The 14,667-nt window shown below is 74.2% G+C and carries 13 protein-coding genes; 5 read left to right on the forward strand and 8 right to left on the reverse strand.

Annotated elements, in window-relative coordinates; translation table 11 throughout:
* Positions 1 to 632: DNA-3-methyladenine glycosylase I (locus GTQ99_RS03110; protein WP_338074681.1), on the reverse strand; the 632-nt coding region annotated here is incomplete at its 3' end.
* A 60-nt stretch (positions 633 to 692) separates the two neighbouring features.
* Here GTQ99_RS03110 and aroQ point away from each other — a divergent pair.
* Positions 693 to 1,133, forward strand: coding sequence for a type II 3-dehydroquinate dehydratase (gene aroQ / locus GTQ99_RS03115; RefSeq protein WP_166614279.1), 441 nt, complete (start codon positions 693 to 695; stop codon positions 1,131 to 1,133).
* Between the two features lie 43 nt (positions 1,134 to 1,176).
* The gene (locus GTQ99_RS03120) at positions 1,177 to 2,841 is read left to right on the forward strand and encodes an FAD-binding protein (protein WP_166614280.1); all 1,665 of its coding nucleotides are present in this window, start codon (positions 1,177 to 1,179) and stop codon (positions 2,839 to 2,841) included.
* A gap of 48 nt (positions 2,842 to 2,889) precedes the next feature.
* Here the strand turns inward: GTQ99_RS03120 and GTQ99_RS03125 are convergent, their stop codons facing one another.
* From GTQ99_RS03125 to GTQ99_RS26570, 4 genes are all read right to left on the reverse strand, one after another.
* Positions 2,890 to 4,389: a SpoIIE family protein phosphatase gene (locus GTQ99_RS03125; RefSeq protein WP_166614281.1), complete on the reverse strand. Its 1,500-nt coding sequence runs from the start codon at positions 4,387 to 4,389 to the stop codon at positions 2,890 to 2,892.
* An 80-nt stretch (positions 4,390 to 4,469) separates the two neighbouring features.
* Positions 4,470 to 5,312 carry an SDR family NAD(P)-dependent oxidoreductase gene (locus GTQ99_RS03130; RefSeq protein ID WP_166614282.1) on the reverse strand — a complete coding sequence of 281 codons (843 nt, stop codon included), beginning with the start codon at positions 5,310 to 5,312 and terminating at the stop codon, positions 4,470 to 4,472.
* A gap of 11 nt (positions 5,313 to 5,323) precedes the next feature.
* Positions 5,324 to 6,568 (reverse strand): MFS transporter, encoded by a 1,245-nt coding sequence (locus GTQ99_RS03135; RefSeq protein ID WP_166614283.1) that lies wholly within the window; start codon positions 6,566 to 6,568, stop codon positions 5,324 to 5,326.
* A 72-nt stretch (positions 6,569 to 6,640) separates the two neighbouring features.
* Complete coding sequence (locus tag GTQ99_RS26570; protein ID WP_166614284.1) at positions 6,641 to 7,690, reverse strand: EAL domain-containing protein; 1,050 nt, start codon at positions 7,688 to 7,690, stop codon at positions 6,641 to 6,643.
* 238 nt (positions 7,691 to 7,928) lie between these two features.
* Here GTQ99_RS26570 and GTQ99_RS03145 point away from each other — a divergent pair, with 238 nt between their 5' ends.
* The 3 genes from GTQ99_RS03145 (at position 7,929) to GTQ99_RS03155 (ending at position 12,180) form a co-directional block, all read left to right on the forward strand.
* Positions 7,929 to 8,780, forward strand: coding sequence for an MIP/aquaporin family protein (locus tag GTQ99_RS03145; protein ID WP_166614285.1), 852 nt, complete (start codon positions 7,929 to 7,931; stop codon positions 8,778 to 8,780).
* Between the two features lie 34 nt (positions 8,781 to 8,814).
* Complete coding sequence (glpK, locus tag GTQ99_RS03150; RefSeq protein WP_166614286.1) at positions 8,815 to 10,347, forward strand: glycerol kinase GlpK; 1,533 nt, start codon at positions 8,815 to 8,817, stop codon at positions 10,345 to 10,347.
* A 177-nt stretch (positions 10,348 to 10,524) separates the two neighbouring features.
* Positions 10,525 to 12,180: a glycerol-3-phosphate dehydrogenase/oxidase gene (locus GTQ99_RS03155; protein WP_166614297.1), complete on the forward strand. Its 1,656-nt coding sequence runs from the start codon at positions 10,525 to 10,527 to the stop codon at positions 12,178 to 12,180.
* 53 nt (positions 12,181 to 12,233) lie between these two features.
* Here GTQ99_RS03155 and GTQ99_RS03160 read toward each other — a convergent pair whose 3' ends face one another.
* Genes GTQ99_RS03160 through GTQ99_RS24230 form a run of 3 tightly spaced genes read right to left on the reverse strand, consistent with a single transcriptional unit; the run spans position 12,234 to position 14,572 of the window.
* Positions 12,234 to 13,022 (reverse strand): amino acid ABC transporter ATP-binding protein, encoded by a 789-nt coding sequence (locus tag GTQ99_RS03160; RefSeq protein ID WP_420814504.1) that lies wholly within the window; start codon positions 13,020 to 13,022, stop codon positions 12,234 to 12,236.
* A 50-nt stretch (positions 13,023 to 13,072) separates the two neighbouring features.
* On the reverse strand, positions 13,073 to 13,741 hold the full coding sequence (locus GTQ99_RS24225) for an amino acid ABC transporter permease (protein WP_338074683.1): 669 nt from the start codon (positions 13,739 to 13,741) through the stop codon (positions 13,073 to 13,075).
* Positions 13,742 to 13,768: 27 nt separating this feature from the next.
* Entirely contained in the window at positions 13,769 to 14,572 is an 804-nt protein-coding gene (locus GTQ99_RS24230; RefSeq protein WP_205706692.1) for an amino acid ABC transporter substrate-binding protein, read from the reverse strand.
* Positions 14,573 to 14,667 lie beyond the last annotated feature (95 nt).

The following is a 14,667-nucleotide window of genomic DNA, read 5'->3' on the forward strand; positions in this document are numbered from 1 at the left end:
GTCGCGGCCGCCCTCGACCCGGCGGCCGCCGGGTCGAGGGGCGCGCGGCGGGCGGGGCAGCGGGCGAGGTGGTCGTCGACCAGCCCGCACGCCTGCATGGCGGCGTAGGCGGTGGTGGGGCCGGTGAAGCGCAGGCCCGCGGCCTTGAGCGCCTTCGACAGGGCCGTCGAGGCCGGCGTGAGCGCCGGCACGTCGGCGGGGGTGCGCGGGGCCGGCGGCGGCGGGTCGGGGGCGAAGGACCACACGAGCTCGGACAGGCCCTCGCCGCGCCCGGCCATCGCGACCACGGCGCGGGCGTTGGCGATCGTGGCCTCCACCTTGCGGCGGTTGCGCACGATGCCCGGGTCGGCGAGCAGCCGCTCGACGTCGGCCTCGCCGTAGCGGGCCACCACGTGCGGGTCGAAGCCGGCGAAGGCGCTGCGGAAGCCCTCGCGCCGGCGCAGGACCGTGATCCAGCTCAGCCCGGACTGGAACGCCTCCAGGCTCAGGCGCTCGTACAGCGCCGCGTCGCCGTGCACCGGCCGGCCCCACTCGGTGTCGTGGTAGCGCTCGTAGAGCGGGTCGCCGGTGCCGAAGCAGCGGAAGGGCTGCGCCTCGGGCGGCGTCTGCGGCGGCGTCTGCGGCTGCGTCACGGAGCGCACCGTGGCACCGCCCTCCGACACGCGGCCGCGGTGGCCGCTAGCGTCGGGCGGGTGAAGGTCCTCGTGCTCAACGGCCCCAACCTCGGACGCCTCGGCAAGCGCCAGCCCGAGGTGTACGGGACGACGACGCTGGCCGACGTCGACGCGCGCCTGCAGGCCCTGGCCGCGCAGCTGGGCGTGCAGGTCGAGCTGCGCCAGACCGACGCCGAGCACGAGATGCTCGGCTGGGTCCACGAGGCGGCCGACGCGCGCCTGCCGGTCGTCCTCAACCCCGCGGGGTGGACGCACACCTCGGTGGCGCTGCGCGACGCCTGCGCGGAGCTGACCGCGGGCCTGGTCGAGGTGCACCTGTCGAACGTCCACGCGCGCGAGGACTTCCGCCGGCACTCCTTCATCACCCCCGTCGCGACGGGGGTGGTCGCGGGCCTCGGGGTGGACGGCTACGAGCTCGCCGTGCGGTTCCTGGCCTCGCGCGTCGGAGGTGGCGCGTAGGCTCCCGGGGACCGGTCGGGACAGCGGGAGTGCAGGAGTCGTAGTGGTCGAGCACATGAAGTGGTGGGGCTGGGGCCAGGAGGGCGTCGCGTTCCACCACGAGGACAAGCCCAACCTCGCGCCGTTCGCGTTCAAGATGGCGGGCATCGACTTCAACGCCCCGCCCGTGCGCGTGCCCGAGCTGTCCGAGCTCACCGTCCCCGCCGCGCGGGCGCCGGAGCAGCTGCGCGCCGCCCTGGTGGAGGCGCTGGGCGCCGAGCACGTGCGCGACGACGACCTGGACCGCGTCGTGCACACCTACGGCAAGTCCATGCGCGACCTCGTGCGCATCCGCCGCGGCGACTTCGGCCGCCTGCCGGACCTGGTGCTCTACCCGGGCACCGAGGCCGAGGTGGAGGCCGCGCTGCGCATCGCGCTGGAGGCCGACGCGGTGCTCATCCCCTTCGGCGGCGGCTCCAACATCGTCGGCAGCCTGGAGGCCCCCCGCGAGGAGACCCGCCCGGTGCTCTCGCTGGACGTGGGCCGCATGCGCCTGCTGCTGGAGCTGGACGAGACCTCGCAGACCGCGCGCATCCAGGCCGGCGCCCTCGGCCCGGACCTGGAGGCGCAGCTGAACGCGCGGGGCTGGACGATCGGGCACTTCCCGGACAGCTTCAAGCACTCGACGCTGGGCGGCTGGATCGCCACCCGCTCCTCGGGCATGCAGTCCGACCGCTTCGGCGACATCGCCGACATCACCCGCGCGGTGCGCGTGGTGACGCCCAAGGGGCTCGTGGCCACCGCCCGGGTGCCGGTGCAGTCCGCCGGCCCCAGCGTGCGCGAGATGGTGCTGGGCAGCGAGGGGCGCCTGGGCGTCATCACCGAGGCCACGGTGCAGGTGCACCGCCTGGCCGAGGAGCGCACCATCCAGGCGTACTTCTTCCCCGACTACGCCAGCGGCCTGGCCGCGATGCACGACATCGCCGCCTCCGACGCCTCCCCGTCCATCAGCCGCGTCTCGGACGCGATGGAGACCCAGTTCACCCTGGCGACCTCCAAGAAGGGCAGCGCGCTCTCACAGCTGCTCAACAAGGGCGTGCAGCTGTACGCCAGCCGGCGCAAGGGCATCGACCTGTCGAAGATGTGCCTGTCGTTCATCGGCTTCGAGGGCTCCGCGCTCGGCGTGCGCCGCAACAAGCAGCTCGTGGGCGAGATCGTCAAGAAGCACGGCGGCTTCGGCGTCGGCAGCGGGCCGGGCACGCTGTACGACCAGAAGAAGTTCGACACCCCCTACATCCGCGACTTCATCCTGGACCGCGGCGCCTACGGCGACGTCTCCGAGACCTCCTCGTCGTGGGCGGTGCTGGAGTCGCTGCACGACGAGGTGGTGGCCGCCGCGCAGAAGGCGTTCGCGGAGATCGGCATCAAGGGATTCGTGTTCTGCCACCTCTCGCACAGCTACCACTCCGGTGCGTGCCAGTACTTCACCTTCGCCTTCCAGCCGCCGACCGACCGCGACGGCCTGGAGGCCTACGACCTCGTCAAGGGCGCCATCCAGCAGGCGTTCATCGACAACGGGGGCACGCTCTCGCACCACCACGCCGTGGGTCGCGAGCACAAGCGCTGGGTCTCCGAGGACCTGTCGCCGGCGGGCGCCGAGATCGTCGGGGCGCTCTTCTCCGGCGTCGACCCGGGCCGCAACCTCAACCCGGGCGCGATCGTCGACTGACCCGCCCGGACGCCGGGCCGACCGGTCGCGGGCGGGGCGGGGGACCGCTCAGCCCACGAGCAGGTCGGCCCACACCGTCTTGCCGTCGCCGCGCGGTGCGACCCACCAGCGCTGCGCGATGAGCTCGACGATGTGCATCCCGCGCCCGCCGGTGGCCTCCTCGCCGGACTCCCGCGGGCGCGGGTGCTGGGTGGACAGGTCCTCCACCCCGACGCACAGCAGCGACTCGCCGACCTCGTGCCGCAGCGTCAGCGCGGCGGGGCAGCCGGTGTGGACGAGGGCGTTGGTGACGAGCTCGGAGACGACGAGCTCGGCCGCGTCGACCGTCTCGTCCAGGTCCCAGGCGCCCAGCGTGTCGCGCAGGTGCTCGCGCGCGGCGCGCACGGCCCGCGCGTCGCTGGGCAGCTGCAGGCGCGTCTCGCGGGTGCCCGGCAGCGGTCCGGCGTAGTCGACGACGAGCAGGGCGGCGTCGTCGGAGCCCTGGCGCCTGGCGGGGTCGAGGACGGCGTCGGCGACGACGTCGGCGGGCGCGCCCGCGTGCTGCAGCAGGGTCCGCTCCAGCGCGTCCTCGCCGACGTCACCGCCGTCCTCGTCCTCGCCGCGCGGCTGCTGCTGCACACCGACGGGGTCGTGGAGTGGCCGCACGGCGAGGACGAGCTCGCCGGTCCCCTCGTCGAGGGCGAGCAGGCAGCAGGTGGCGAACAGCTCCCCGTCGAAGCTCTGCATGAGGCGGTTGGTGCGCTCCAGCACGGCCGCCGGCTCGTGGCCCTCGCTGACGTAGGCGCGCACCGCGGTGCGCACGCGCCCCATGAGGGCCGCGGCGCTGCTGTTGTGGCCCTGCACGTCGCCCATGACGAGCACGGTGGCGCGGTCGGTGACGACGGCGTCGAAGAAGTCGCCGCCGACGTCGGCGCCGTGGGTGCCGGGCAGGTAGCGCGAGACCAGGCGCACCGCCTCCGTCTGCGGCAGCCGGTGCGGCAGCAGCGCCTGCTGCAGGGAGCGGGCCAGGTCGGCGGCCTGGCGGGCCCGGTGCAGCTGCTCCTCGCGGGCGGTGTCGCGGCGGGCGCGGCGCTCGCGGTCGAAGATGGCGACGACGAGGCCGGCGAGGTCGGCGAGGTCGGCGCGCTGGGCCTCGTCGAGCTCACCGGTCTCGGGGTCGAAGACGCACAGCGTGCCGAGCGCGTGGCCGTCGGGGGTCAGCAGCGGTGCGGCGGCGTAGGCGCGCACCCGCCCCATGCGGCCGTCGACCCAGGGGTTGGCGGCGAAGCGGACGTCGCGGCGGGCGTCGGTGGTGTGCACCGCCCCGCGCACGGCGACGGAGTACGTGCACATGGAGTCCTCGCGGGCGCAGTCGGCCCGGTCGAAGCCCTCGCTGGCCAGCTGGCGCTGCAGGTGCTCGTCGATGATGTTGACGACGGCGTTGGACAGCCCCGTCAGCCGGGTGGCCAGCCGCACCACCGCCTGCAGCTCGTGCGGCGGGGGCGCGGAGACGTCGACGTAGTCGCGCAGCGCGAGCAGCCGGGCGCGTTCGGCCTGCTGAGGAGCCACCTCGGTGGTTCCTGCCGAGGTGGCAGTGTTCACTCCTCCAAGTTACGCCATGACTACGCTGAGTGTTCTAGAACGCGGGTTCAGCCTCCGGTGCCGGGGTGGCGGCGCCGGGCCCCGGAGGGCGCGGCGTTCCACACGGCGCTCACCAGGCGCCGCGGGGCCACGTCCAGCAGCGCCGAGACCGCCTTCCAGCGCCGGGTGGGCACGCTGACGGGGCGCCCGGCGAACATGTCGTCCAGCGCCGCGTCGACGACCTCGTCGATGTCCAGCCAGACGCGGCTCGACAGCCCCGAGCTGCCGCCCGAGCGCATCCCCGAGCGGGAGTGGAACTCCGTGCGCACGTAGCCGGGCGCGACGACGGTCGCGCCGACACCGGTGCCGCGCAGCTCGCCGGCGAGGGTCTCGGTCAGGACGATGACGTAGGCCTTGGCCGCCGAGTAGTGCCCGCCGCCGGGCACCATCCCCGCCACCGAGCCGACGTTGAGCACGTGACCGCGCCCGCGGGCCACCATCGCCCCCGCCGCGGCCCGCGACAGGACCAGCACCGCGCGGCACAGCACGTCGAACATCCGCTCGTGGTCGGCCAGGTCGCCGTCGCGGAAGCGCTGCTTGAGGCCGAAGCCGGCGTTGTTGACCAGCACGTCGACGGGCCGGTCCGCGTCGGCGACCCGGTCGGCCACCCGCGCGACCGCCGCCCGGTCGGCGAGGTCGGCCACGAGCACCTCGACCTGCACGCCGTGCGCGGCGCGCAGCTGCGCGGCGGTGCGCTCCAGCCGCTCGGCGTCGCGGGCCACGATCACCAGGTCGTGCCCGCGCCGGGCCAGGGAGGTCGCGAACCCCGCTCCCAGGCCGGCGGTCGCCCCGGTCACGAGGGCGGTGGGTCGGCGCGTGCTCTGCGGTGCGGTGCTGGAGGTGCTCGTCACGAGGGGCGAGCCTACGGAACGCGGTCCACCACCTCGCCCACCACCGCCCGGGCGGGGTTCCAGGTCCGCTGCGCGACCAGCGTGCCGAGCGCCGCGACCAGCACCGCGGCCGCGGCCAGCGACAGCGCCGCGCGGGGACCGGCGACGTCGAGCACGCCGCCGGCGACGGCGTTGCCGACGGCCGAGCCCGCGGTGATCGCGGTCGACAGCCACGCCTGCGCCTCGCCCAGGCGGTGCGCGGGGGTCAGCTGGTCGACCAGGCTCTGCGCGGCGATGAGGTTGGGCGAGATGGTCAGGCCGGTGAGGAAGAGCACCGGCACCAGCGCGAGCAGCGGCGCGTCCGCACCGGCGAGCAGGGCGACGACGACGAGCAGCAGGCCGAAGGCGGTGAGCGTGACCAGCAGCCGGCGCCGGTCGGGGGCGCGCCAGTCGCGGCTGCCGTAGACCAGCCCGCCGACCGCGCTGCCGCCGGCGATGGGGGCGAACATCACGCCGAGGTCGTTGGCCGAGCCGATGAGGTGCTCGGCCAGCCCCGCCAGGGACACGTCGACGATGCCGAAGCCGATGCTCATGGCGGCCATGACCACCAGCAGCAGCACGAAGGCCGGGGAGTGCAGCAGCGCCGACGCGCCGCCGGCCGTGCCCGCGCGGGCGGCCGGTCCGGAGCCGCGCCGGGCTCCGGGCGTGCGCGCGTAGGCCACCGTGCCGCCCACGAGCAGCAGGACGGTGACCAGCAGCGGCAGCACCGGCACGTGCAGCAGCAGCAGGGCCGACAGCAGCAGCGGACCGCCGACGAAGATCGACTCGACGGCGACCGCGTCCAGGGCGTAGCCGCGCCGGCGCCGGCGCTCGTCGGTGACCACCACCCGCCAGGTGGCGCGCATCGCCGGGGACAGCGGGGGGAAGAACAGGCCGGCCACGAGCGCCAGCACGGGCAGCACCGCCGCCGGCACCGCCCGCCAGGCCGTCGCCCCGGTGAGCAGCAGCAGCAGGGCGCCGCTGAGGGCGGCGATCGGCAGCAGCACCCGCGGCTGCCCGCGCCGGTCCATCGCCCGGCCCCACACGGGCGAGCCGATCGCCAGCCCGACGGCGAAGACCCCGGTGACCAGCCCCGCCAGCGCGTAGGAGTCCCGCAGCTCGCGCACGAGCAGGACCAGGCCCAGCGGGGCCGTCGCGATGGGGACGCGCGCCACCACCGATGCGACGAAGGGACGTGCCACCAGCGGATCGCGCAGCAGCGCGAAGTACCCCGACATCCTCACCGTTCCTGACGGCGCCGCGACCGTGCAGGCGCTTTCCGGTACTCGGACCTTCCAGTGCCGAGCTTGTCAGACGGGCCAGATGCGCGCGCAGTGGCCACCCGCGCGGCGGGCCGCCTCGAGGGCGGCGCCCGCCTGCTCGCGGGCCTGCTCCGCGCTGCGGGCCCGGTCGGGCGCCAGGCTCGCGCCGATGCTCAGCCGGACGCCGAGCTCGGGAGCGGTGGAGGGCGAGGACTCCACCGCCAGCAGCAGCGCGTCGGCCACCCGCTCGACGACGGCCTCGCAGCCGCCCGCGGGCAGCCCGGTCAGCAGCACCGCGAAGCGGTCGGCGGCCAGCGGGAACCAGCGGTCGCGCGAGCGGGCGGCGCGGCGCGCGCGGCGGACCACGGCCGCCGGGTCGGCGCTGGCGCCGGCCCGCGCGTCGAGGGAGACGAGCAGCAGCCCGGTGCCGGTGCCGCAGCGGCGGTCCTGGGCCAGGGCGTCGCCGAGCGCCGCGTCGAGCGCCGCGACCGGCTCCGCGGCGGGCCCGGCGGCGGGCTCGGCTGCCTCCTCGGCGGCGGGCTCGGCGGCGGGCTCGACAGCGGGTCCGGCGGCGGGCTCGGCGAGCGCGGCGGCGACGGCGGCCAGGCGGGCACCGGCGGCCGGCAGCAGCCGCAGGTCCACCTTGACGACGTCGGGGCGCACCAGCGGCAGCAGCGCGAGCGCGGCCGGGTCGGCGCCGACGTCGTCGAGCGCGACGCCCCAGCCGCGGTGGCGGGCCTGCGCGGCCAGGCGCAGGGCGTGCACGGGGCGGCGCACGAGCAACTGCTCGGGCAGGTCGAGGACGACGGTGGCGCCGGCCGGCGCCCGGCCCGCCGCGGTGGCGCCGGCCTCCAGGGCGACGGTGTCGGGGGCGCAGTTGAGGAAGAGGGTCCAGGCGGCGCCGAGCCCGTGCCGGGCGGCGGCGCCCAGCGCGGTGCGGCGGCAGGCGGCGTCGAGGTCGCCGGTGCGCCCCAGGGAGCGGGCGGCCTCGAACAGCGGGCGCGGCAGGGCCAGGTCGCTGCCCTCGGGGCCCCGGGCCAGCGCCTCCAGGCCGGCGGTCCGGCCCGTGCGCAGGTCGACGACGCGCTGGAAGTGCACGTCCGGCCCACCCCCGCCCCGGCGCTGGAGCGGCTGCTGGACGCCGGTGGGCGGGCGGTGCTCAGCCGGTCACGGCTCCTGGATCGGCCGAACGGGTGGCGACCTTGAGCGCCCGGCGGTGCCCGTCCCGCGATCGTTCGACATGGTCGAACGCACGGCGTTGACGCGGCTGCGGGCCCCTCCTACGTTCCCCCACGCGGCACCCGAGCCGTTCCACCGACTCAACGAGGAGTTCTGCATGTCCTCCAGCAGTTCCGCGACGTCCGCGCCACCGCGGCCTGCGGTTCGCCGGACCCCCACCCTGGCCGGCGAGATGCTCGCCGAGTTCGCCGGCACCGCGATCCTCATCCTCTTCGGCGTGGGCGTCGTCGCCCAGGTCGTCGCCGGTCAGAACGGCGGTGACGACTCCATCCACTGGGCCTGGGGCCTCGGCGTCACCTTCGGCATCTACGTGGCGGGCCGCACCACCGGCGCCCACCTGAACCCGGCCGTCACCATCGCGCTGGCCGTCTTCAAGGGCTTCGCCTGGAAGAAGGTCCTGCCCTACTCGATCGCCCAGTTCCTCGGCGCCTTCGTCGCCGCGCTCATCGTCCGCTGGACCTACGCCGACGCCATCGCCACGGTCGACCCGGACACGACGTCGGCCACCCAGGGCATCTTCTCGACGCTGCCCGGCGAGGGCGTGAGCATCGGCACCGCGTTCCTCGACCAGGTCGTGGGCACCGCGATCCTCGTCTTCCTCATCTTCGCCATCACCGAGCTGCGGGCCACCCCGCCGGCGGCCAACCTGGCCCCCTTCATCATCGGCCTCGTCGTCGTCGGCATCGGCATGGCGTGGGGCAGCAACGCCGGGTACGCCATCAACCCCGCCCGCGACTTCGGCCCCCGGGTGGCGAGCTTCGTCACCGGCTACTCCAGCGCGATGCGCGAGCCGGTCGGCGGCGCCTTCTACTTCTGGGTGCCGATCGTGGCGCCCGTGCTGGGCGCCCTCATCGGCGGCGCGCTCTACCGCGTGCTCGTGGAGCGGCACCTGCCCGACGAGGACCAGGACGAGCAGCCGGCCGGCCGCGTGCCGTCCGAGGACGACTGACCACCGACGTTCCCGAAGCAGAGAGGCGCACAGCATGTCGAACGGAAACGGTCCCCAGTACGTCGGAGCGGTCGACCAGGGCACCACGTCGACCCGGTTCATGGTCTTCGACCACGGCGGCAACGAGGTCGCCAAGTACCAGCTGGAGCACACCCAGATCATGCCCAAGCCGGGCTGGGTGGAGCACGACCCGATCGAGATCTGGGAGCGCACCAGCTCCGTCATCCAGAGCGGCCTGCGCCAGGCCAACCTCGTGGCGGAGGACCTCGCGGCCCTGGGCATCACCAACCAGCGCGAGACCGCCGTGGTGTGGAACCGCCGCACCGGGCGCCCGTACTACAACGCGATCGTCTGGCAGGACACCCGCACCGACCGCCTGGCCGCGGCCCTGGACCGCGACGAGCGCGGGCAGAAGATCCGCCAGCGGACCGGCCTGCCGCCGGCGACGTACTTCTCCGGCGGCAAGGTGCAGTGGATCCTGGAGAACGTCCCCGGCGTGCGCGAGGCCGCCGAGCGCGGTGACGCCGTCTTCGGCAACACCGACTCCTGGCTCATCTGGCACCTCACCGGCGGGGTGCAGGGCGGTGTCCACGTCACCGACGTCACCAACGCCAGCCGCACCATGCTCATGGACCTGGAGACGCTGGACTGGGACGAGGAGCTGCTGGAGATCTTCGGCATCCCGCGCTCGATGCTGCCGGAGATCAAGCCCTCCTCGTGCACGCCCGGGTACGGCACCACCCGCGCCGACGGCCCGCTGGGCGGGGAGGTCCCGCTGACCGGCATCCTCGGCGACCAGCAGTCCGCCATGGTCGGCCAGGTCTGCTTCGACCCGGGCATGGCCAAGAACACCTACGGCACCGGCAACTTCATGCTGCTGAACACCGGTACCGAGCTGGTGCGCTCCAAGGCCGGGCTGCTGACGACGGTCTGCTACCAGTTCAACGACGACAAGCCCGTCTACGCCCTCGAGGGCTCGATCGCCGTCACCGGCTCGGCCGTGCAGTGGCTGCGCGACCAGCTGGGCATCATCTCCGGCGCGGCGGAGTCGGAGTCGCTGGCCCGCCAGGTGTCCGACTCCGGCGGCTGCTACTTCGTGCCGGCGTTCTCGGGGCTGTTCGCGCCCTACTGGCGTTCCGACGCGCGCGGCGCGATCGTCGGGCTCTCGCGCTACAACACCAACGCCCACATCGCCCGGGCGACGCTGGAGTCGATCTGCTACCAGAGCCGCGACGTCACCGAGGCGATGACGGAGGACTCCGGCGTCCAGGTCGAGGTCCTCAAGGTCGACGGCGGCATCACCGCCAACCAGCTGTGCATGCAGCTGCAGGCCGACGTCCTCGGCGTCCCGGTCTCCAAGCCGGTCGTCGCCGAGACCACCGCGCTGGGCGCCGCGTACGCCGCGGGCCTGGCCGTCGGGTTCTGGCAGAACATCGACGAGCTGCGCGAGAACTGGAACGAGGGCGCGCGCTGGGAGCCCACCTGGGACGAGACCCAGCGCGCCGACGGGTACGCGGGCTGGAAGAAGGCCGTCCAGCGGACCCTGGACTGGGTGGACGTCGACTGACGCCCCCCGCAGCGCCACGAGCACGCCGGGCGCGCGCAGCGCGCGCCCGGCGCGCACCATGGTCGGACACACCGGCTGGTCCGACCGGCACGAGCACGGAACACGAAGACGGCTGAGGAGCAGGACGTGGAGATCAAGGCACTGTCGTCGCAGGCACGGGCGGACGCGCTGCGCGAGATGGCGGAAGGTGAGCTCGACGTCCTCGTCGTCGGCGGCGGTGTCGTCGGGACGGGGGCGGCGCTGGACGCGGTGACCCGCGGGCTGCGGACCGCGCTGGTGGAGGCGCGCGACTGGGCGTCGGGGACCTCCAGCCGCTCCAGCAAGCTCGTCCACGGCGGCCTGCGCTACCTGGAGATGCTCGACTTCGCCCTCGTGCACGAGGCGCTGTCCGAGCGCGGCCTGCTGCGCAACAAGCTGGCCCCGCACCTGGTGAAGCCGGTGCCGTTCCTGTACCCGCTCTCCAAGCGCTTCACCGAGCGCCCCTACGTCGGCTCCGGCGTCGCCCTCTACGACGCCATGGCGATCTCCGGCGGCAACAACAAGGGGTTCCCGCTGCACCGCCACCTCAGCCGCAAGGGCGTGCAGCGCGAGGCCCCCGGCATCCGCAAGGACGCCATGGTCGGCGCCATCCAGTACTACGACGGGCAGGTCGACGACGCCCGCCACACCATGACGATCGCGCGCACGGCCGCCACCTACGGCGCGCACGTGGCCAACCGCACCCGCGTCAAGGAGTTCCTGCGCGAGGGCGAGCGCGTCGTGGGGGCGGTCCTGGTCGACCTGGAGTCCGGCGCCGAGATCCGCGTCCGCGCCAAGCAGGTCATCAACGCGACCGGCGTGTGGACCGACGAGACGCAGGCCCTGGTGAACGCCCGCGGGCAGTTCAAGGTGCGCGCCTCCAAGGGCATCCACCTCGTCGTCCCGCGCGACCGCATCCAGTCGCGCACCGGCGTCATCCTGCGCACCGAGAAGTCGGTCCTGTTCATCATCCCGTGGGGCCGGCACTGGATCATCGGCACCACCGACACCGAGTGGGAGCTGGACAAGGCCCACCCGGCCGCCACGAGCGCCGACATCGACTACGTGCTCGAGCACGCCAACTCGGTGCTGAAGTCCCCGCTGACCCGCGAGGACGTCGAGGGCGTCTACGCCGGGCTGCGCCCGCTGCTGTCGGGGGAGTCGGAGTCCACCTCCAAGCTCTCGCGCGAGCACGTCGTCGGCCACCCGGTGCCCGGCCTCGTCGTCGTCGCCGGCGGCAAGTACACGACCTACCGCGTCATGGCCAAGGACGCCGTCGACGTCGCCGTCGACGGCCTCGACGGCAAGGTCCCCGCCTCCACCACCGAGGACGTGCCGCTCGTGGGCGCCGAGGGGTACCACGCCCTGTGGAACCAGCGGCACGTGCTGGCGGCCAGGGCCGGCATCCACGTCGACCACGTCGAGCACCTGCTCAACCGCTACGGCTCGGCGATCGACGAGGTCCTCGCGCTCGTCGCCGCCGACCCCTCGCTCGGCCAGGTGCTGCCGCACGCCGACGACTACCTCAAGGTGGAGGTCGTCTACGCGGCCACCCACGAGGGCGCCCGCCACCTCGACGACGTCCTGGCCCGCCGCACCCGCATCTCCATCGAGACCTACGACCGCGGCACCGAGAGCGCCGAGCTCGTGGCCGACCTCGTGGGCGAGGCGCTGGGCTGGGACGCCGAGCGCCGCGCGACCGAGGTGAAGACCTACCTGGAGCGCGTGGCCGCCGAGCGCGCCTCGCAGGAGCAGCCCGACGACGCCTCCGCCGACGCCGTGCGGCTGCAGGCCCCGGAGATCGTCCCCGTCTGAGCGGGCGGCGACCCCGCCGACCGCCCTGCGGACCGGTCGGCGGGACGGTCGCCTCAGATGGGGTCGACGAGGCGGCGCAGGAAGCGGCGGGTGCGCTCCTCGCGCGGGTCCTCCAGCACGGCCGCCGGCGGGCCCTGCTCGAGGATGACGCCACCGTCGAGGAAGAGCACCCGGTCGGCCACGCGCCGCGCGAAGCGCATCTCGTGGGTGACCACGACCATCGTCCAGCCCTGGTCGGCCAGGTCCTTCATCACCGCCAGCACCTCGCCCACCAGCTCGGGGTCCAGGGCGGAGGTGGGCTCGTCGAAGAGCACGATCTGCGGGCGGATCGCCAGGGCGCGGGCGATCCCCACCCGCTGCTGCTGGCCGCCGGAGAGCTGGAAGGGGTGCTGCCCGGCCTTCTCGGCCAGCCCGACCCGCTCCAGCAGGACCATCGCCTCCGCGCGCGCCTGCTCGCGCGGGCGGCCCTGCACGACGACGGGGCCCTCCATGACGTTCGCCAGCACGCTCAGGTGCGGGAAGAGGTTGTGGCTCTGGAAGACCATGCCGCTCTGGGCGCGCAGCCGGGTCGCGGCCCGCTGCAGGGCCCGCCCGCGCAGCGCGGGGGAGAACTCCACGGCGACGTCGCCGATGCGCACGGTGCCCGCGTCGGGCACCTCCAGGGCGTTGAGGGAGCGCAGCACCGTCGTCTTGCCGGAGCCGGAGGGGCCGATGAGGACGGTGACCGTGCCGGACGCCGCGCTCGCGTCGATGCCGCGCAGGACCTCGTGGTCCCCGAAGGACTTGCGCAGCCCGCGGACCTCCAGCAGCGCCCGGCCGCCCGGCCCGCCCGCGCCGTCCACCCCGCCCACGCCGTCCGCGTCCTCCGGCTCGTCCACCCGGCTCACCCCGCTCACCTGGCCACGTGCTTGTTCAGGCGCGTCTCCGCGCGGGTCTGGGCGAAGGACAGCACGAGGCAGACGACCCAGTAGTAGATCGCCGCGACGCCGTAGAGGGCGAAGAACTCGTAGGTGGGCGCCGCGATCTCCGAGGCCTTCCGCAGCAGCTCGACCACCTGGATGCTCGAGGCCAGCGAGGTGTCCTTGACCAGCGAGATGAGCGTGTTCGACAGCGGCGGCACCGCGACCCGCGCGGCCTGCGGCAGCACGATGCGGCGCATCGTCGTCGCGTAGCCCATGCCGATCGTCAGCGCGGCCTCGGTCTGGCCCCGGGGCACCGAGAGGATGGCCGAGCGGATGACCTCCGAGGCGTAGCCGCCGACGTTGAGGCTGAAGGCGACGACCGCGCTGGGGAAGGGGTCCCACGTGGCCCCGAACTCCGGCAGGGCGTAGTAGATGAGGAAGAGCTGCACCAGCAGCGGCGTCCCGCGGATGATCGAGACGTAGAAGCGGGCGACCGCCCGCAGGACGCCGACGCTGGACAGCCGCATGAGGGCGACGAGGAGCGCGAGGACCAGGCCGAGCGCGAAGCTGGCGGCCGTCAGCGGGATCGTGCCCCGCACCGTCCCGCTGAGCAGCGGGCCCAGCGAGTCCAGCACCAGCTGCCAGGTGCCCTGGTCCACGCGCCGCCCCCTCGTCCTCGGCCGTGCTCAGCCGGCGGCCGGGCCGGAGACGTCCTGGCCGAACCACTTGGAGGAGATCTCCGCCAGGGTGCCGTCGGCGCGCAGCGCGTCGAGGGCGCCGCTGACCTGCTCGGCGGTCTCCGCCTCGTCCTTGCGGAAGACGAAGCCCTGCTCGGTGGTGTCCGGGGTGGTCGTGGCGATCTTGATGCCGGTGTCGCCGGAGGTCTTCAGGTAGTCCAGGACGGCGAGGTTGTCGTTGATCGTCACGTCGACGCGGCCCTGCTTGAGCAGGGTGACGGCCTGGGTGAGGCCCTCGACGCCCTCGACGGTCGCACCGGCCTCGGTGGCCGTCTGCGCCCAGTTGCTCGTCGTGGACTGCGCGGACTTCTTGCCCGCGACGTCGGCCAGCGAGGTCACCGAGGTGTCGTCGGCGCGGGTCACCACGACACCCGTGGAGACGGTGTACGGGGTGGAGAAGGCGTACTTGGCCTGGCGCTCGGCGGTGATGGACACCTGGTTGGCGATGCCGTCGTAGCGCTTCGCCTCCATCCCGGCGAAGAGGGAGTCCCAGTTGTTCTCGGAGAACTCCACGTCGCGGCCCAGCTGCTCGCCGACGGCCTTGGCGACGTCGATGTCGTAGCCGACGAGCTCGTTGGTCTTCTCGTCGTGGTAGCTGAAGGGCGCGTAGGTGCCCTCGGTGCCGAAGGTCAGCGCCTCCTGCGAGGAGCCCGAGGAGCCGGAGCCCTCCGTGCTGGTGTCGTCGCCGCCGCAGGCGGCGAGGAGGCCGGTGAGGGCGAGAGCGCTGGCGATGCCGAGGGTCCTGCGACGCATGGGGCGTGTCCTCCTGGGGGTGGGCGCCCACCGTGGGCGCGCCTGAAGGTGCAGCAGCAACCTAGGGGCAGTCCATTCCCGCCGCGCGCTGCGGG

Origin of the sequence: Kineococcus vitellinus (assembly GCF_009906315.1) — a bacterium.
In the GTDB taxonomy this organism is placed as follows: domain Bacteria; phylum Actinomycetota; class Actinomycetes; order Actinomycetales; family Kineococcaceae; genus Kineococcus; species Kineococcus vitellinus.